We start from the raw sequence: 16,778 nt of genomic DNA, 5'->3' as shown, positions 1-16,778 counted from the left end.
GCTGCCTCATCCGGTGGTGACGCGCGTCGACAGCAGCGAAGGCGTCGCGGGCGGAAACTGCATGACCGGCACCATCGGCGTGACCGGGATGCCCAGCACCGTCTCGCCGACGTGCAGGTGGGCGTTGAACACGCCGACCAGCTGGTTCAGGTACTGCAGCAGCGAATCGCCGAAGGCCAGCGGGTGGCTGGCGCCGTCGGTCAGCTCGATCAGCGGCGCCTCGACCACCACCTTGGCGGTCGACTTCACGGTGATCAGCCCGTCGTTGACGCTGACGGTCAGCAGGTTGCTGCCGTGGCCGTCGGACAAGGTCAGCGTGTTCGCGTCGTCGTCGAGCGCGACCAGCAGGCCCTGCTCGCTGCGCAGGATCTTCAGCGTCGGCTTGGCGGCCGTGCCCTTCTCGTCGGCCGGCATGTCGGCGGTGCCCCACCAGCCGCCGGACCAGATCGGCCGCGACGGGTCGCCGGCCTCGAACTCGATCCACACACCGGCGCCGACCGGCGGCACCGCATGCAGCCCGACGCCCGGGCCGGCGTACGGCGTGCACGGCGTGGCCCACGGCGTCACGACGTCGGGACCGAACACCTCGGGCACCTGGGCCTTCAGGCGGCCGATCGAGTCCGGGTCGGCGGTGTCGCTGACGATGCCGCGGTACTTGCCCCAGTGGCGTGCGCGCGATTGCGACGCGAGTTCGACCACCAGGCGTTCGAGGCTGCCGGTGTCCATCAGAAGATCCCTCCGGGCAGGCCGCCCGCGCCGCCGCCGCTGCCGGCCGAGCGCGCATTGCGGTGCAGCGAGAAGCGCTGCCGGTAGGCGCTGTCGCTGAGCACATGGGTGACGCGCCCGACCAGGTAGTCGCCCGACAGGAAGCCGCCGACGCCACGCACCCGGATCACCTCGTAGGGCTGCAGCACGCCGGCGTAGTCGTCGACGTCGAGCTCGCCGCTGGCGGCCCAGGCCCAGGACGACAGGTCGACCGCGGCGGCGGTGGCCGCGTCGAGATCGGCCTGCTCCTCGCGCATGCCGCTGAGCAGCGCGACGCCGGGCGTGGCCAGGTCGTGTGCCGCCAGATCGCCGAGCGGCAGCTGGCTGGAGGCATCGGCCTGGGCGGCGAGCACGCTGCGGTCGGCCAGCGTCACGCTGCCGGCCTGGCCGGCCAGCGGGCGCAGCGCGTCGTACTGCGCCGAGAACTTCGCGACGTTGCGCTTGTCCCCCACCAGCAGCAGCTCGGGCAGCGTGCCGGGCGCGAGCTGCAGGCGCTTGAACGCCCCGATGCTCGCCCCTGGCGCGTCGCCGGGCCTGACGTACGCGAACATGCCGAGCCGCCGCGCCAGGTCGCGCAGCAGCTGCATGCCGGTGCCGCGCTGCACCACCACGCGCTGCAGCGCCGCGCCGGCATCCGGGGTGGCGTCGACATCGGGCGTCAGCCCGGCCTCGGCGTACACGCTGCTGACGATGTCCTGCGCCGCCATGTCCTCGAACAGCTGCACCTTTTCGTCGCGGTTCAGCAGCACGCTGTCGTCCTGCACCACCAGCGTCGCGTGGCTCTGGTCGGGCTGCGCGCTCAGCTCGAAGCGGTTGCCGACCACCGGCCCGTCGATCAGCGGCACGAAATCGGCATCGGCCACCTTGACCTCGACGCGCACCCGCGCCCAGTCTTCCTCGGCGCCCTTCCAGACGCCCTGGTCGCTGGTGCCGACCGGCCAGTCGAGCTCGGCCTCGGCGGCCATGCCGATCGCCTGGTCGATGCGGATCTCGGTGAAGCGCGCCAGCTGCTCCACGCTGGCCGGCGCGTTGTCGAAGAAGACCCGGAACTCGGCGGTGGCCATGCTGCTCAGCCTCGCGGCAGGTTGATCGGCCGGCCGACCGGCTGCAGCAGCCTGCCGGCCTCGAGCTCGGTGTTGGCGTCAGCCACGTGCCAGTAGCGGGTGGCATCCGCATAGCGCTGCTCGCCGATCGCGTCGAGCTGGTCGTGCGCGCGCACGCTGGCCGGGTCGCCCGGCGTGTCCGGCAGCGGCCGCAGCGCGACGGCCGCCACCTCGACGCCGGCGCGGTCGGTCGCGGTCACGGTCGGCAGGCCGTGGTAGCGGGAGTTCGGCAGGAACATCGCGGCTCCTTCAGAAGGGAATGATGTCGAGCGCGAACTCGATCACCTTGGCCAGGGTCAGCGTGGCCTGGGTGTCCTTGACCATCTGCGAGTACTGCCAGGCGCCCTCGCCCACCGCGTCGTCGGCCGGCGCCTGGCTGGAAACCTGCATGCCGATCTTCACGTCGGCCTGGATCGGGTTCAGCAGCACGTCGTACTTCTGCTCGGTGATCGTCATCGACGTGATGCTGACCGGCAGCACCCGCGACGGCCCCCAGATGAACAGGATGCGCGGCAGCGGCACGCGCGGGACCGGCTGCGACGGCGGGTCCTTCTTCGGCCCCGACAGCGCCGAGCCGATCGCGTCGATCGCCGCCCCGAGCAGGCCGCCCGGCGTGGTCGGCGGGTAGACCATCTTCTCGAGCGCCGCGAGCTGCGGGCCGACGCCGAACACCCGCGGGATCGCCGACACCACGCCGCCGGCGCCGAGGTCGTCGGCGGCCGAGAACTGCGCGCTGACCTCGAAGCTTTCCGACGGCGGCGCGGCGGTCGAATGCGATTCGGTGCGCGGCTGCGCAGACGCGGTGGCCGGCGGCGGCGGGATCGCGATGGTGCGCGTCATCGACTCCGGGTTGAACTGGAACACGACGATGTTCGGGATCGGCCCGAGCAGGTTGATGCCGTACTCGACCAGCACGCCGCGCAACGGGAACAGTGCCATTCAGCGGCCCTCCCCGCCGAGCGCGAGCAGCCGCGCGGCGATCAGGTCGGCGATCCGGTGGGCGTCCGTCGCGGCACCGGCCGGCGCCTGCAGCACGCCGAGGTCCAGCTGCACCGCATCGGCCAGCCCGTGCAGGCCGGCGTGCCGCGCGAGTGCCTGCCGCAGCGCGCCTTCGATCGCGTCGGACAGGCCGTCGCCGAGCGTGCCCGAGCCACCGTGCAGCGTGATCGACAGCCGCCCGATCTCGAGGCTCATGGCAGGTTCTCCAGCAGCGCGGCGTAGCGGCCGAACTGCTCGCGCCCGGCGACCCGGTTCATCTTCTCCAGCTCGCGCCGCACCGCGCCCAGCACCTGCACCATCTCGACCCGCGCATCGGCCCGCGGCGCGCGCCCGGCGGCGATCAGGCAGGCGTTGAATGCGGCCGAGCGGATGTGCCCGCCGGCCAGCTCGAACTGCTGGCCGAGCCAGCGGCAGTCGAGCGCGCCGATGTCGACGCGCGCCGGGAAGGCCTGGCGCCACAGCCGCTCGCGTTCCGGCGCGCCGGGCATCGGGAACTCGACGATGTGGCGCAACCGCCGCGTGAAGGCTTCGTCCAGGTCCTTGCGCCGGTTGCTGGCCAGCACCGCGAGGCCCTTGAAGCGCTCCATGCGTTCCAGCAGGTAGCTGATCTCGATGTTGGCAAAGCGGTCGTGGGCGTCGCGCACCTCGGTGCGCTTGCCGAAGAGCGCATCGGCCTCGTCGAAGAACATCAGGCAGTCGCTGGTCTCGGCGGCGTCGAAGATGCGGCGCAGGTTCTTCTCGGTCTCGCCGATGTACTTGTTGACGACCTGCGACAGGTCGATGCGGACCATCGGCAGCGCAAGCGTCTGCGCCAGCGCCTCGGCCGCCATCGTCTTGCCGGTGCCCGGCGGGCCGCAGAACAGCACCGACAGCCCGCTCTCGTTCCACGCGCGCGCGGTGCCCCAGTCGTGGTGCACCCGGCCGAGCGCGCCCATCGCATCGACGATCTCGCGCAGCTGGCTGGCCTGGTTGGCGGGCAGCACCAGCTCGTCCAGGCCGAAGCGGGTCGCCACCGGGTTGGCCAGGCCGTCGAGCTCGAGCCGTGCCTCGGCCCGGCAGATGGCGAACAGCTCGCGCGCGCCGGCGTCCGGGCCCAGCCCGCAGGCGGCCGCGGCGACGCGCGCCAGCGGTCGCTCGGCGAGGCGGAAGCGGCGCGCGGCTTCGGGCCCGGCGTCGCGCACCGCCGGGGCTGCGCCGGCGAGACCCTGCACGAGCTGCGCAGTTCGCGCCGGCGTGTCGAGCGGCGCGATCGGCCAGGCCGGCAGCAGCAGGCCGGCCGGCACGCCGCGCAGGCCGGCGCTGCCGTCGCCGAGCGGCAGCATCCAGCGCAGCGGCAGTGCGGCGACCGGCACGGTCCAGGCGCCATCGGCCGCGCCGGCGCAGCAGCGCTCCTGCCAGTGCGCGGGCAGCAGCAGGTCGTGACCCTGCAGCCAGGCCAGCGTCGCGAGCCCGGCCAGGCCGCGTTCGAGCGACACGCCGTCGCCGGCCACCGTCAGCCCGCGGCCGCAGGCGCGGGCCAGCGTCTGCGCCCAGGCCGCGAAGTCGGTGCCGTGCGCGCCCTGCAGCGGCAGCACCTGCATCGCGGCCGGCGGGTCGCTGCGCAGCCGCGCGAGCAGCGGCTGCAGCGCCGGCGGGATCTCGCGCCGCGGTAGCGGGTCGTCGTCCGCGGCCAGCGGTTCGAGCAGCGCCTGCGCGACCCGCGACGGCATCTCCAGCGGCTGCTGCCAGTCGAGCGCGTCGCGCCCCGGCGGCAGGCTCAGCAGCCCGTGGCGGAACAGCGCATGGCCGGCATCGGCACAGGCGGCGATGGCCAGCGGTTCGTCCCACAGGCGCTGCGCCAGCGCGAGCGTCGGCCACGGCCGCGACGCATCGTTCAGGCAGGCGGCGCAGACCGGGCCGAGCGCGGCATCGGCCCGGCCGGCCAGTGCACAGGCCAGCACGAACTGCGCGGCCGGCGTCAACGCGCAGGCGCCGGCGATCCACGCCCAGTCGCCGCGCCGCGCGCTGCGCTGCGGCAGCGGTGCCAGCGCCGCGAGGCAGTCGTCGAGGTAGCGCGCGGTCGGGTCGGCATCGAAGAAGCGCTGCTTGTCGTCGCGAAAGCGAAGCAGGTCGAGGCTGTCCTGTGCCGGGTCGCCGGGGGCCGGCAGCGCGCCTGCCGGCGGCAGGCTGACGCCGCGCTGGTGCCAGCACCAGGCCACCTCGCGCCGCAGCCGCAGGCTGACCTGGGCCAGCCACAGCGCGCACAGCGGGTCGGCCGGGCCGAGCTCGGGGTGCAGGGACGGCGGCATCAGCAGCTGCGGCGCGTTCATCGCGGTCTCAGGTCCAGGCGAGCAGCGGCGTGTCCAGCGCCTGCTCGCCGTTGACGCGCAGGATCACGCGGTAGTTCGGGTCGGGCGGCAGCGCCTGCGCGTCGCCGACGGTGAAGCCCAGCGAGGTCGGCGTGCCGCCGGGCTGCGGCTCCAGCAGCAGCCGGGCCTGGCCGTTCAGGTACAGCGCGGCATAGGCGGCCGACAGCGGCCCGCCGAGCTGGCTGCCGCTGACCGTGAAGCTGCCCGACAGCTTGCCCATCTGCGGCACCAGCGGCCCGTCGAGCGCAACGCCGGTGATGCGCGGCAGCAGGTGGCCGGCCAGCGCGTTGCTGCTGAACAGGTGGCCGTCGGGCAAGGTGCGCGCCGCACACACCGGGTAGGTGCCGGCGGCGGCGGTGTCGGCCAGCGGGATCGTCGCGCTGAGCCCGCCGTCGGCGGTCGGCGTCGCCGGGTACGCGGCCGCGCCGACGAACACCTGGTCGCAGCCGGCGAGGTCGGCGCCGCGCAGCACGAACGGCTGCCCGGCGGCGAAACGCTCGGGTTCGATCGCGCCGAGGCGCGGGCCCATGCCGGGCAGCACGCTGACGCCGGTGTACCGCTGCGGCGGCGGCAGCGCCGGGCCGATCGTCAGCACCGGCAGCGCATAGGCCGGCGCGGCGTCGGTCGACGCCAGCATCACAGGGCGCACCTGGAACGCGGCCGACACGCGGTACTTCTCGTCGCTGCCCTGCATCACCTTCGACAGCATCTCGACATCGGCCTCGTCGAAGCTGATGCGCAGCGGATCGGGGTTGCTCGCGAGCACCGCGTTGGTCGCGGCAGGGCGCAGGATGCTCATCGCGTTCAGCGCGACCATGCCGCGGCTGAGCAGCCTGTGCGCCAGCGCCGAATCGCTGTCGGTGCCGTCGAACGCGGTCAGCAGGTAGTGCAGCACCAGCCACACCGGTGGCGACTGGCCGTCGTCGAGCGCGCGGTTGCGCAGGTTGCCGTCGATGCCGACGCGGTACAGGAACAGGTTGAAGCTGCTGCCGCCGGCGCCGGACGACGCCGCCTTGCTGGCCTCCTCGGGCCGGCCGACCGCCACCGCGTTGATGCCGGTGCGCACCGCGAGCTGCACCTTCAGCAGCTCGCTGACGGCACCGATGGCTTCCTGGCTCGCGGCGAGCGACATGGTTCAGCTCCAGCGCAGGTAGTGGCGCTGCGCGGAGAAGCGCGGCGCGGCGGGGGCCGGTGCCGGGGCCGCGGGTGCGAGGCGTGCAGCCGGTGCCGGGAGTGGCGGCAGGCGGACTTCGAGCGAGACGGTGCCGATGCGGACATCGGGCTGCGCGGATCGGTCGCCGCGGGACGGGGCGGAGGACGGGATCAGCGGCATCGCGGCGACGGCGGTGCGGATGGTGGGGGACGCGGCTGCGTCCACCGTGTCGAAGCCCGAACCGGCGATGGTGGCCGGCATCGCGAGTGTCTCGATGGGCGGCGTGGTGTGTGCAGCCGCCCGCATCGGAAGCACTGCCGGCGCGTCGGGCGACGCCATCGATCGCACGGTGGACGGCATCGACGGACCGGCCTGCGGCGCGCCGCGCGTCTCGGCGGGAATCGTCGGCTGTCCGGCGACCACCGGGTCGATGCCGGGCCGCGTCGACGTCAGCGGCTGCGCATGCGACGGCGTCTCGGGCGCGGGCTTCTCGCTGCGCGCCTGGGTCTCGATGCCGCGCATCGGCGTCGGCCCGTGCGCCTGCAGCGCGCCGCGCGCCGGTGTCGACGCCAACGACCGTGCGGACGGCACCGCCGGCACGGCCGCCGCCGGCGAGAGCGCTTCGCGCTGCACCGTCGGCGCCAGCGCGCTCGGCCGCGGCTGTTCCGCGCCACGCGGCGCCTGCGCCTGCGCCTGCGACAGCGCCGCGGCCGCCGGCTGCGCCACGCCGACCGGCACCGACTCGACCTCCACCACCTGCTCCAGCGGCGCCACCGCCGGCGCAGCACGCGGCACGGCACCGACCGGCGCCGCCTTCGCCACCAGCCGCGCGAAATACCCGCTCATGCCCAGCTCCCCGCCCCGTCGATGCGCCGCAGGTACAGCGTGCGCCGCCAATGCGGCAGCGCCAGGATCTCGGCCTCGCTCCAGTGAAAGGCGCCGGCCAGCCGCGCCACGTCGTCAAGCAGCGCGGCCTGGCGGACCGCGAAGCCAGCCAGCAAGGCGGCTTCCAGGTCGCAGGCCACGTCGTTGACCTGGCCGCAGGCCGGGCAACCGGCCTGCAGCCGCAACGCGGTCAGCGGGTCGTGCGCCTCGAAGGCATCGTCGAGCGCCGGCAACGCGTCGGCACTCCATGGCACGCCCTCCTCCACCGAGCGGTCGTCGATCGCTTCGACCAGCGTGCGCGCGAGCGCCATGGCCGACGGCGGAACCTGGTGCTGCCATTGCCGCAGGTCGCGCCCGCAGGGCAGCCGCAACCGGAACGCGACGCCCTGCGCATCGCGCCATGCAAAGCGCGGCGCGGCCGGCTCGCTGCCGAGGCTCGCGACATCGAGCGGCAGCGCCATCGGCTCGCCGCAGGCCCCGCACGGCGCCTGCAGTTCGAGCGGTTCGTCGCCGGCCGCCCGCCGCACCGCGATCAGCCCGTGCAGGCGCCGGTTCAGCGTCCAGTCCCAGGCCTCGTCGGCCGGCAGCGCACGGCCGTCGCGATCGCTCAGGCAGGCCGCGAGCAGCGCGGTGGTCGCGCCGCCCGCCTCGGCCGCGTCGAACGGGACCGCCACGTCGTCGGCGCCGCTGCCGAACGCGCGCGCCTGCCAGCCTGGGAATGCCGCAGCGTGCATGGCCGCTCAGCCCGCCTCGCTCGGCTCGGGCGTGTCGACATCGCGCACCCACCCTTCGAGCTCGATCTTCAGGTGCTCGATCGCGGTCGCGTTGGCGTTCGCGTCGAGGTCGGGCAGCGTCGTGAACTCGCTGACCCAGCAGCGGAACAGGAAGTAGCGGATCGCGACCTGGCTCTTCTCGTTCAGCACCTCCAGCGTCAGGTCCTTCTTGTAGCCGGCCAGGTCCATCGCCGAATCGCCGGCGTAGCTGGACACCGCATTGGCCCACTTCTCGAATTCGAGGTCGTGCGTGATGCCGCGCTCCAGCGTCACCGCGTCGTACGACGAGCGGCCGGGCGACTTGTGGTCGTAGCTGTTCTGGCCGCCGCTGCGGTGCTTGACGACCTCGGTGGTGCGCTTCAGCGAGCCGACCTTGGACACGCCGAGCACGGTCTTGCCGTCCCACAGCACCCGGAACTTGAAGTTCTTGTAAGGGTCGACGCGCGTGGCGTTGACGACGAAGCCTGTGTTTGCCATGGCCGGTTCTCCGCGCAGGGGTTAGAGATCGCCAGCGATCTGCTGGATGCTGATGACGACGAACTCAGCGGGCTTCAGCGGTGCGAAGCCGACCTGGATGTTCACGATGCCCTTGTTGCGGTCGTCCTCGGTGGTGGTCTCGGCGTCGCACTTGACGAAGAAGGCCTCCTTCGGCGTCGCGCCCTGGAAGGCGCCCTGGCGGAACAGCGAGTTCATGTAGGCGCCGACGTTGAGCCGCACCTTGGCCCACAGCGGTTCGTCGTTCGGCTCGAACACCACCCACTTGGTGCCGCGGAACAGCGACTCTTCCAGCATCAGCGCGAGCCGCCGGATCGGCACGTATTTCCATTCCGACGCCAGCTGGTCGGCGCCGACCAGCGTGCGCGCGCCCCAGGCCACGCCGCCATAGACCGGGAAGGTGCGCAGGCAGTTGATGGCCAGCGGGTTCAGCACGCCGTTCTCGGCATCGGTGAGGCGGATGTCGAGCTGCACCACGCCGTTGAGCACCGCCTCGACGCCGGCCGGCGCCTTCCAGACGCCGCGCTGGTTGTCGGTGCGCGCGAAGATGCCGGCCATCGTGCCGCTGGCGGCCACCGAGCGCAGCCGGAAGTCGTTCACCGGGTCGGGAACCTGCGTGCGCGGGAAGTACAGCGCGGCGTTGCGGTGGCGCAGCGTCGCGTGGGCGTCGAGCCAGTCCTTGGCCTCCTGCACGGTGTCGATCGTGGCCGGCACGTCGATCAGCAGGAACGCCCGCTTCAGCTCGCAGAAGGCAAGCGCGTCGCTGTAGACCTTGCTGGTCGCCGTGTCGTCCAGCGCGACCGCGTGCGGGATGCACAGGATGTTGAAGAGGTCGACGCGGTCGAGCGCGTACAGGCCGGTGAACAGCGCCGGGTTGCCGAGGATGTCGTTGCCGCCGATCAAGCCGCCGTCGGTGCCGGGCGGGCCGATGACCAGCGCGCCGGCACTCGCCGACGCGCCGGAGCCCAGCGGGTACTCCTGCACATTGACCGTGGCCGCCGCGTCGAAGCCGAGGGTGGCCGCCGTGGTGTCGCCGCCGCCGAAGTTGCTGAGGGTCACGCGCTCCATCGGCGAGTAGCCAGCCGCGCCGGTCAGCACGCGCAGGCGATTGCTACCGACGACTTCGACCACGGCGCCTTGCAGCGGCAGCGGCACGTCGAGGCCGGCACCGGAGCTTCGGATCGCCTGCTCGATGTAGCCGCGCAGCTTGACCAGCGTGTCGACGGTCTTGGCCGGCACCTCGGCGGCCCAGTCGGCGAGGATCGCGTCACGCGCCGGCAAGGCACCGAGCGCGACCTTGAACTTCTTGCCCGACAGGCCGTTCAGGAGCCCGAGGTTCGCCACGGTGATCGCGCCGCCGGAGGTGCCGTTGGCCGACGGCCGCTCGGTGGCGAGCACGCCGGCGCCCGGCGCGACGATGACCAGCCGGGAGCTGTCGTTGATCACCTTGACCGCATAGCGCGGGTCCGCCAGGTCCATCGTCAGGTTCAGGTAGCGCTCGGTGGCCAGCGGCTTGGCGGTGGCGGTGGTTCCGTCGTAGCGCGTGATCGACAGGTTGAAGCGGGTGTCGGGCGACGTGGTCGCATGGTCGACCTGCACCCGCAGGTTGTTGCCCCAGGCGCCCGCGCTCGCGGCGCGCACGACCAGCGCTTCGTTCGGCGTCGGCATCTGGTGCAGCACCGCGCTCGCGGCGACCGCGCCGCTGGCGACCCGGATCACGTAGGCCGAGCTGCCGCCGTTCAGGAAGTACTGCGCGATCGCGTAGCTCGCGTCGCTGCGGTCGTCCAGCCCACCGAAGATGCGCTGGAAATCGGCCATGCCGAAGATCTCGACCGCCTGGTCGGTCGGCCCCTCGCGGAAGAAGTCGATGAAGGCGGTGATGGAGGTGCCCACGCTGGTGATCGTGTGCACCCCGCTCGACACTTCCTGGATGTAGACGCCTGGATAAGTCACTTGCACCATGGGGCCTCCTAGGGAATACGCGGTCCGGCAATGAATCGGTCAAGCTGCGCGTCGACGCTCGCGTTCAGCGCGGAACGCCGATAGCGCACCTGGCCGTCGGCCGCCGGCACCGCGGCGACGACGCCGGCATCCACCAGCTGCTGCAGCGCCTGCTGCAACCGGGCTTCGGAGAAATCGTCGACGGTGAGCCACCATTGCGCGATGCCTTCCAGCGTGTCGGACGCGAGCGGGTTCAGGCGCAGGTACCGCGACAAGGCTCGGACAATCTCCTCGACCGGATCGTTGGCGTTCATGGCGGCTGCGGCCTGTTGGGGTGCTTCTTCGCAAGAGCGGTGCCATGCCGCATCGAGGCGCTTCTCCCAGGTGAAGCGCATCGATCGGGTCGCTCCACCGGGATGAATTTGTCCTGGCGGATGGCGGCGCGATCCGGGCGATGGCGCCTTCTGCGCTGCCGGGAACGGGGCGGACAAATTTGTCCGCGCCGACGGGCGCGAATGTCCTGCCCCGGCCCGCCCGTTCAGGCCCTGAAGCGCTCGGTGCAGATCTCGTGCTTCCGGATCAGCTCGAAGAACGCGCGCCGGTTCTTGTGCGCCATCTGCGCGGCCTGCGTGATGTTGCCGCCGCTCGCGGCGAGCAGGCGTTCGATGTAGCCGCGCTCGAACGCATCGACCATGCGCGACTTCGCGGCGCGGAAGGATTCCTCGGCGTCCAGCGGCGCGCCGCAGGCCGGCAGTTCGAGGTCGTCTTCCTGCAGCACGGCGCTGTCGGCGAGCAGCACCGCGCGCTCGATCACGTGCCGCAGCTCGCGCACGTTGCCCGGCCAGTCGTGCGCCAGCAGGCAGCGCGCGGCCTGCGGCGACAGGCTCGGCACCGGCCGGTGGTGCTGCGCCGCGCACTGCTGGATGAAGCGCAGCGCGAGCGTCAGGATGTCTTCGGCGCGCTCGCGCAGCGGCGGCAGCGTGACGCTGAGCACATGCAGCCGGAAGTAGAGGTCGCGCCGGAACAGCCCGCGCTCCACCAGGCCGTGCAGGTCCTGGTTGCTGGCCGCGATCACCCGCACGTCGGCGCTCTGCAGCGTGTCGCCGCCGACCGGGCGGAATTCCATCTCCTGCAGGAAGCGCAGCAGCTTCGACTGCGCCGGGGCGGGCAGCGAATCGACCTCGTCGAGGAACAGCGTGCCGCCCTGCGCTTCGCGCACGAGACCGGCACGTGCGCTGTGCGCATGCGTGAAGGCGCCGCGCACATGGCCGAACAGCTCGCTTTCGAGCAGCTCGGCCGGGATCGCGCCGCAGTTCACCGCCACCAGCGGCCGGGTCGCGCGTGCCGAGCTGTAGTGGATGGCGCGCGCGTAGATCTCCTTGCCGCTGCCGGTCTCGCCGAGGATCAGCACGCCCGCATCGCAACCGGCGATGCCGGGCAGCAGTGCGAGCTGCTTGACGAAGGCCGGGCTGCTGCCGACCAGCTCGCGCAACGCGGGCGACGACAGCAGTGGCGGCGGCACCGGCTGCGGCGCCGCGGGCAGCAGGCCGGCCGCGCGCTGCAGCCGCACCAGCAGCGCGGCGTCGTTGCCGGGCAGGCTGGTGAAGTCGAACGCACCGCTGGCCATCAGGCCGAGCAGCTGCGATTGCGACAGGTCGATGACGGCCGGCACCACGCTCGCATGCGGATGATGCCCGCGCCACAGCGCGATGTCGTCGGCCATGCGGACGGCGTTGCCGGCATCGACGATCGGCACCAGCAGGTCGCATTCGGCATCGCACAGCGGCAGCGCGTGCCGGTCGACGCTGAACAGGTCGGCCGCCGCGATCGCGCCGCTCAGCGACTGCGCGAGCGCGTCATGCGCGCAGCCGGCGGCAACGGTGCAACGCAGCGCAGACATGGAGGCACGGCGGCCGCAGCGGCACGCCAGCGTTTGCCAAGACCAGGACAGTCATGTGTCCTCCCTGAAGTCTCGTGGTGGTCGGGAACCGATTCTTCGGAAGATCTTCGCGCACGGACATCCCTAGCTCAAGCCGTCCGGGCGGCTTGTCCTTCATGTTGGGGATGTCTTGATCGACGCAGCAGACCAGCGAGCGCAACCGACGCACAGGCCTCGGCACAGGCGTTGCCGTCGGGCAGGTCGTCGTCCTGCCGGATTGCCGCTGCCGTCAAGACGAGCGGATGAGCGCTCGCGCTTCTTCCATCATTTCCCGCACGATCTCGCCCGCCGGCTGCACCCGCTTGATGAACTTCACGCTCTCCGAGCCGGCCGGCAACCCCATCTCCTCGAAGTCGCCGGTCGTCTCCGGTGTCGGCACGATCGCGCTGAACTTGGGCATGCTGTAGTTCTGCTTCAGCGTCAACGGGAACAGCAGCGTGCTGCCGATGACGGCGGGCGGCGGTGGCGGGTTCGGCACCTGCCCTTCCCTGCCGGCCCATTCGTCGACGACCCGGTTGCGCAGCACGCGGTACGGCCGCCCGGGGTACTCCGGCCCGAACAGCGTGGTCGTGACGGTGGCATGCCCGCGGGCTTCGACGATGCGGCGCTGGTACTCCGGATGCGCATGCGCCTCGCTCGACGCGACCAGGCGCGTGCCCACCCAGACGCCATCGGCGCCATGGGCCAACGCGTCGACCACGCCCTGTCCATCGGCAATGCCGCCCGAGGCCAGCACCATCAACGGCCGCACCGCCCGGACCACCTGCGGCAGCAGCTGGAGCGTGCGCGTGGTGCTCTTGTTGTGTCCGCCGGCCTGCGAGCCCTGGGCGATCACCGCATCCATGCCGGCGGCTGCCGCCTCCAGCGCCTGCGCCACCGAGGCCACCTGCATCCACACCCGCGCACCCGCCGCATGCAGCTGGTCGATCCAGGCCCGCGGCGGCACGTTCATGTGGAACACCACCAGGCGCACCCGCTCGGCGATGCAGACATCGATGTGCGCCTGCGTCACCAGCGGTCCGAACGCCGAGTCGTCGAAGATGAAATCCACGCCGAAGGGCCGCGCCGTCGTGGCCTTGATCGACTGGATCAGCGCCTGCGTGCCGGGCGGCGGCTCGATGCCGTTGCCCAGCACGCCGATGCCGCCGGCGTTCGACACCGCCGCCACCAGCGACGGCAGCGCGACGAAGCCCATGCCGGCGCCGACGAAGGGATGGCGCACGCCGTAGTGGCGCGTGAGCCGGGTCTCCAGGCTCGGCGGATGGCGGTCGCCGAAGGCCGGTGCCGGCTCGGCCCGGGCCGCCCCGGCCGCCAGCGCCGATCCGCCCAGACCGGACAACAGCAGCAGGCGCCTGCTCTGAGACGCGATGTCATGGCTCATGTGGAGGCTCTCCCTGCAAGCGCCCCATTCTGCTCACGCCTCGGGGCGACGCCATCCACACGAATGACGATGCGCGAACCGGCGTCGATCAGATCCGGATCAGCCACCGATCATGCATTTCGAGGCAGGCCCTGGAACGCCCGATCGCGCGCCTTGCCTGGCAGGACGGACGTCGCTAATATCTACATCTGTATATATTTCCGGGGAACGCTCCCATGAAAGGCGATGCAGCGAGAACGGCCAGGATCTTCATGAACGGCGGCAGCCAGGCCGTTCGATTGCCGGCGGAGTTCCGCTTCGACGTCCCGGAGGTCTACGTCCGGCGCGACCCCCGGACCGGTGATGTCGTCTTGTCCAGTCGACCGGCGAAGAGCTGGGCGAATTTCTTCGCACTGCGAGACAAGCAGGAAGGCGTCGTTCCCGACGATTTCCTCGCCGACCGGTCCGCCGCGCCGCAAGAGCGCGATCCGTTCTCTGACTGGAAAGAGTGACGGATGCTCTACATGCTGGACACGAACATCTGCAGCGCGGTGATCAAGAAGCACTCTGGCGCCGACGGCAAGCTGGCCGACCTCGATCCGGCCGATGTCTGCATCTCGGCCGTCACGTATGCCGAATTGCGCTTCGGCGTCGCGCTGGCGGCACCCGCCCGCCGCCTCGAAGCATTGGTCAACGCGTTTCTGGACTGCGTGCGCTGCGAGCCGTGGGATCAGTCGGCGGCAGACCGCCACGGCAAACTGCGGGCTCGATTGCGCCTGAGCGGACGCCCCATCGGCCAGTTCGACGAAATGATCGCGGCGCATGCGCTGGCTCTGCAAGCCGTGGTCGTCACGACCAACGACAAGCACTTCCGGCAGGTGCCGGGGCTGAAGGTGGTCAACTGGTGCTGATCCTGCTGGTCGAAGACGACCAACCCCTCGCCGCGTCGATCGCCGGCGCCCTCGGTGCCCAGGGCTGGCGGGTCGACACCAGCCCGAACGGAGAACCGGTGCCGGCCTCGCTGCTGCGCGACGACTACGACGCGCTGGTCCTCGACATCGGCCTGCCCGGCATCGACGGGCTGGAGACGCTGCGCCGCGTGCGCGCGCAAGGCTCGCGCCTGCCGGTGCTGATGCTGACCGCGCGCGACACCGTCGAGCAGCGGGTGCACGGGCTCGAGGTCGGCGCCGACGACTACCTGGTCAAGCCGTTCGCGCCGGTCGAGCTGGTGGCGCGGCTGCGCGCCCTCACCCGCCGCCACGAGAACCGCGCGGCCGAGGTGCTGTCGGTCGGCACGCTGCGCTTCGACCCGAAAGCGCTGCGCGCCTGGGTCGGCGACGACCCGGTGAAGCTGTCGCGCCGCGAGTGCGACATCCTGCAGTACCTGATGCTGAAGGCCGGCCGCGTGGTGCAGCGCGAGCAACTGGTGGCGCTGGTGCCGGGCTGGAGCGGCGCCACGTCGGACAACGCGCTCGACCTGCTGGTGTCGCGGCTGCGCACGAAGATCGAACCCGCCGGCGTCCGCTTGCGCACCGTGCGCGGGCTCGGCTACCTGCTCGACGCCGGGGACGACGCGTGACCGACGCGCCGCTGCCCGCCAGCAGCCTGCGCCGCACGCTGCTGCGCTGGCTGATCCTGCCGCTGGTCGCGCTGGTGCCCTTGTCGGCCGCGGTGGTGTACGCGCTCGCGGTGCGGCCGGCGCTCGACGGCCTGGACCGCGCGCTGACCGACACCGCGGTCGCGCTGAACGGCATCCTCGAAGTGCACGACGGCCAGGCGACGCTGCCGCTCAGTGCGCAGACCCTGCGCGCGCTGCGCGCCGACCTGGTCGACGAGGTGGCCTTCGTCGTCGGCGATGCCCGGGGCCAGCCGCTGGGTGGCGACACCGCGTTGCTCGCGCTGGCGCCGCCGTTGGCGCCCGGGCAGTGGCGCTTCTTCAATGCCACGCTGCGCGGCCGGCACGTGCGGGCCGCCGCCTTCGGCGCGCGCTGCGGCGAACCGGCGCAGGTCTGCACGATCCTGGTCGCCGAATCGCTCGGCAAGCGCGAGGACGCCGAACGCGCCGTGGCCTGGGCCGCGCTGGCCGCGGCGGTGCTGCTCGCGCTGTCGCTCGGCCTGTTGTCGGTGCTGGCGGTGCGGCGCGGCCTGCGCCCCCTGCAGCGCGCCTCGGTCGAGATCGGCTCGCGCTCGCTGCAACGGCTCGACCCGATAGCGCCCGGTTCCGTCCCTCGCGAAGTGGCGCCTTTCGTCGTGGCGTTGAACGACCTGTTCGCGCGGCTGCGCCTGGCGGCCTCGGCACAGCGTGCGTTCGTCGAAGACGCCGCGCACCAGCTGCGCACGCCGCTGTCGACCTTGCGCGTCGAGTCGGCCCAGGCGCTGGCGCAGCCCTGCCCGCCCGAGCTGCAGCCGACGCTGCAGCGGCTGCATGCGGCCGCCGAGCGCGGCGCGCACCTGGTGCAGCAACTGCTGACGCTGGCGCGCGCCGACGGCGCGGCGCTCGGCGCCGGCACGCCGCTCGCCCGCATCGACCTCGCCGCGCTGGCCGCCGCGTCCGCCGACGACTGGCTGCGCCCCGCGCTCGCCGCCGGACAGGACCTCGGCTTCGACCTCGAACCCGCATGGGTCGACGGCGACGCGCTGCTGCTGCGCGAGCTGCTCGGCAACCTGATCCACAACGCGGTCGAGCATGCCGGCGCCGGGGCGCGCATCACCGTGCGCACGCGCGCCGAAGCGGCGCAGTCGCTGCTGCAGGTCATCGACGACGGCCGCGGCCTGCCGGCCGACGAGCTGCCGCAGGTGTGGGACCGGTTCCGCCGCGGCGCCGCAGCCGGCGGCCTGGGCACCGGCCTCGGCCTCGCGATCGTGCGCGACATCGCCCGCCTGCATGGCGGCGATGCCGTGCTGCAGCCCGGCACCGACGGCCGTGGCGTGGCCGCCACCGTGACGCTGCCCTGCAGCCCCGAACCTGTCGCCAACCTGTCGTAGGTAGAAACCGATGGCGTGCGCAGAGGGCCCGC

The 16,778-nt window shown here is 72.3% G+C and carries 18 protein-coding genes; 4 read left to right on the top strand and 14 right to left on the bottom strand.

The window, feature by feature from the left end:
- Window positions 1-6: 6 nt before the first annotated feature.
- From FHT26_RS00470 to FHT26_RS00405, 14 genes are all read right to left on the bottom strand, one after another.
- On the bottom strand, window positions 7-726 hold the full coding sequence (locus FHT26_RS00470; RefSeq protein WP_168558248.1) for a phage baseplate assembly protein V: 720 nt from the start codon (window positions 724-726) through the stop codon (window positions 7-9).
- Window positions 726-1,829: a hypothetical protein gene (locus FHT26_RS00465; protein ID WP_168558247.1), complete on the bottom strand. Its 1,104-nt coding sequence runs from the start codon at window positions 1,827-1,829 to the stop codon at window positions 726-728. Before FHT26_RS00465 ends, FHT26_RS00470 begins: the two co-directional genes overlap by 1 nt.
- A 5-nt stretch (window positions 1,830-1,834) precedes the next feature.
- Window positions 1,835-2,107, bottom strand: a complete 273-nt coding sequence (locus FHT26_RS00460; RefSeq protein WP_168558246.1) for a LysM domain-containing protein — start codon at window positions 2,105-2,107, stop codon at window positions 1,835-1,837.
- Window positions 2,108-2,117: 10 nt separating this feature from the next.
- Window positions 2,118-2,807: a hypothetical protein gene (locus tag FHT26_RS00455; protein WP_168558245.1), complete on the bottom strand. Its 690-nt coding sequence runs from the start codon at window positions 2,805-2,807 to the stop codon at window positions 2,118-2,120.
- Window positions 2,808-3,062, bottom strand: coding sequence for a hypothetical protein (locus FHT26_RS00450; protein WP_168558244.1), 255 nt, complete (start codon window positions 3,060-3,062; stop codon window positions 2,808-2,810).
- The gene (locus tag FHT26_RS00445) at window positions 3,059-5,176 is read right to left on the bottom strand and encodes an AAA family ATPase (RefSeq protein WP_168558243.1); all 2,118 of its coding nucleotides are present in this window, start codon (window positions 5,174-5,176) and stop codon (window positions 3,059-3,061) included. Before FHT26_RS00445 ends, FHT26_RS00450 begins: the two co-directional genes overlap by 4 nt.
- A gap of 7 nt (window positions 5,177-5,183) precedes the next feature.
- Window positions 5,184-6,347, bottom strand: a complete 1,164-nt coding sequence (locus tag FHT26_RS00440; protein ID WP_168558242.1) for a Pvc16 family protein — start codon at window positions 6,345-6,347, stop codon at window positions 5,184-5,186.
- A gap of 3 nt (window positions 6,348-6,350) precedes the next feature.
- Window positions 6,351-7,214: a hypothetical protein gene (locus FHT26_RS00435; protein WP_168558241.1), complete on the bottom strand. Its 864-nt coding sequence runs from the start codon at window positions 7,212-7,214 to the stop codon at window positions 6,351-6,353.
- Window positions 7,211-7,987, bottom strand: coding sequence for a hypothetical protein (locus FHT26_RS00430; RefSeq protein ID WP_168558240.1), 777 nt, complete (start codon window positions 7,985-7,987; stop codon window positions 7,211-7,213). The genes FHT26_RS00435 and FHT26_RS00430 overlap by 4 nt, the downstream gene beginning before the upstream one ends.
- Window positions 7,988-7,993: 6 nt before the next feature.
- Window positions 7,994-8,503: a phage tail protein gene (locus tag FHT26_RS00425; RefSeq protein ID WP_168558239.1), complete on the bottom strand. Its 510-nt coding sequence runs from the start codon at window positions 8,501-8,503 to the stop codon at window positions 7,994-7,996.
- A gap of 21 nt (window positions 8,504-8,524) precedes the next feature.
- Window positions 8,525-10,483, bottom strand: coding sequence for a phage tail sheath C-terminal domain-containing protein (locus FHT26_RS00420; protein ID WP_168558238.1), 1,959 nt, complete (start codon window positions 10,481-10,483; stop codon window positions 8,525-8,527).
- 8 nt (window positions 10,484-10,491) lie between these two features.
- A complete protein-coding gene (locus FHT26_RS00415; protein ID WP_168558237.1) occupies window positions 10,492-10,857 on the bottom strand; it encodes a hypothetical protein in 366 nt (121 codons plus the stop codon).
- A gap of 143 nt (window positions 10,858-11,000) precedes the next feature.
- Window positions 11,001-12,362, bottom strand: a complete 1,362-nt coding sequence (locus FHT26_RS00410) for a sigma-54 interaction domain-containing protein (protein WP_246867653.1) — start codon at window positions 12,360-12,362, stop codon at window positions 11,001-11,003.
- A 268-nt stretch (window positions 12,363-12,630) separates the two neighbouring features.
- Window positions 12,631-13,782 (bottom strand): NAD(P)H-dependent flavin oxidoreductase, encoded by a 1,152-nt coding sequence (locus FHT26_RS00405; protein WP_168558236.1) that lies wholly within the window; start codon window positions 13,780-13,782, stop codon window positions 12,631-12,633.
- Between the two features lie 215 nt (window positions 13,783-13,997).
- On the opposite strand from FHT26_RS00405, the gene FHT26_RS00400 reads away from it, so the two are divergent.
- The 4 genes from FHT26_RS00400 to FHT26_RS00385 are packed head-to-tail and all read left to right on the top strand — an operon-like array spanning window position 13,998 to window position 16,746.
- The gene (locus tag FHT26_RS00400; RefSeq protein ID WP_168558235.1) at window positions 13,998-14,273 is read left to right on the top strand and encodes an antitoxin; all 276 of its coding nucleotides are present in this window, start codon (window positions 13,998-14,000) and stop codon (window positions 14,271-14,273) included.
- A 3-nt stretch (window positions 14,274-14,276) separates the two neighbouring features.
- On the top strand, window positions 14,277-14,672 hold the full coding sequence (locus FHT26_RS00395; RefSeq protein WP_168558234.1) for a type II toxin-antitoxin system VapC family toxin: 396 nt from the start codon (window positions 14,277-14,279) through the stop codon (window positions 14,670-14,672).
- Entirely contained in the window at window positions 14,666-15,340 is a 675-nt protein-coding gene (locus FHT26_RS00390) for a response regulator (RefSeq protein WP_168558233.1), read from the top strand. The genes FHT26_RS00395 and FHT26_RS00390 overlap by 7 nt, the downstream gene beginning before the upstream one ends.
- Complete coding sequence (locus FHT26_RS00385; protein WP_168558232.1) at window positions 15,337-16,746, top strand: sensor histidine kinase N-terminal domain-containing protein; 1,410 nt, start codon at window positions 15,337-15,339, stop codon at window positions 16,744-16,746. Before FHT26_RS00390 ends, FHT26_RS00385 begins: the two co-directional genes overlap by 4 nt.
- Window positions 16,747-16,778: the final 32 nt, after the last annotated feature.

Origin of the sequence: Rhizobacter sp. SG703, from assembly GCF_012275445.1 — a bacterium.
Classification (GTDB): Bacteria; Pseudomonadota; Gammaproteobacteria; order Burkholderiales; family Burkholderiaceae_C; genus Rhizobacter.
Note: the sequence above shows the minus strand (reverse complement) of the source record. Positions and strands in the feature narration are given on the sequence as shown.

What these genes read in the sequence shown, in the direction of transcription:
- FHT26_RS00470 (WP_168558248.1), bottom strand. Translation starts at nt 726, where the DNA reads ATGGACACCGGCAGCCTCGAACGCCTGGTGGTCGAACTCGCGTCGCAA.
- FHT26_RS00465 (WP_168558247.1), bottom strand. Translation starts at nt 1,829, where the DNA reads ATGGCCACCGCCGAGTTCCGGGTCTTCTTCGACAACGCGCCGGCCAGC.
- FHT26_RS00460 (WP_168558246.1), bottom strand. Translation starts at nt 2,107, where the DNA reads ATGTTCCTGCCGAACTCCCGCTACCACGGCCTGCCGACCGTGACCGCG.
- FHT26_RS00455 (WP_168558245.1), bottom strand. Translation starts at nt 2,807, where the DNA reads ATGGCACTGTTCCCGTTGCGCGGCGTGCTGGTCGAGTACGGCATCAAC.
- FHT26_RS00450 (WP_168558244.1), bottom strand. Translation starts at nt 3,062, where the DNA reads ATGAGCCTCGAGATCGGGCGGCTGTCGATCACGCTGCACGGTGGCTCG.
- FHT26_RS00445 (WP_168558243.1), bottom strand. Translation starts at nt 5,176, where the DNA reads ATGAACGCGCCGCAGCTGCTGATGCCGCCGTCCCTGCACCCCGAGCTC.
- FHT26_RS00440 (WP_168558242.1), bottom strand. Translation starts at nt 6,347, where the DNA reads ATGTCGCTCGCCGCGAGCCAGGAAGCCATCGGTGCCGTCAGCGAGCTG.
- FHT26_RS00435 (WP_168558241.1), bottom strand. Translation starts at nt 7,214, where the DNA reads ATGAGCGGGTATTTCGCGCGGCTGGTGGCGAAGGCGGCGCCGGTCGGT.
- FHT26_RS00430 (WP_168558240.1), bottom strand. Translation starts at nt 7,987, where the DNA reads ATGCACGCTGCGGCATTCCCAGGCTGGCAGGCGCGCGCGTTCGGCAGC.
- FHT26_RS00425 (WP_168558239.1), bottom strand. Translation starts at nt 8,503, where the DNA reads ATGGCAAACACAGGCTTCGTCGTCAACGCCACGCGCGTCGACCCTTAC.
- FHT26_RS00420 (WP_168558238.1), bottom strand. Translation starts at nt 10,483, where the DNA reads ATGGTGCAAGTGACTTATCCAGGCGTCTACATCCAGGAAGTGTCGAGC.
- FHT26_RS00415 (WP_168558237.1), bottom strand. Translation starts at nt 10,857, where the DNA reads ATGCGCTTCACCTGGGAGAAGCGCCTCGATGCGGCATGGCACCGCTCT.
- FHT26_RS00410 (WP_246867653.1), bottom strand. Translation starts at nt 12,362, where the DNA reads ATGTCTGCGCTGCGTTGCACCGTTGCCGCCGGCTGCGCGCATGACGCG.
- FHT26_RS00405 (WP_168558236.1), bottom strand. Translation starts at nt 13,782, where the DNA reads ATGAGCCATGACATCGCGTCTCAGAGCAGGCGCCTGCTGCTGTTGTCC.
- FHT26_RS00400 (WP_168558235.1), top strand. Translation starts at nt 13,998, where the DNA reads ATGAAAGGCGATGCAGCGAGAACGGCCAGGATCTTCATGAACGGCGGC.
- FHT26_RS00395 (WP_168558234.1), top strand. Translation starts at nt 14,277, where the DNA reads ATGCTCTACATGCTGGACACGAACATCTGCAGCGCGGTGATCAAGAAG.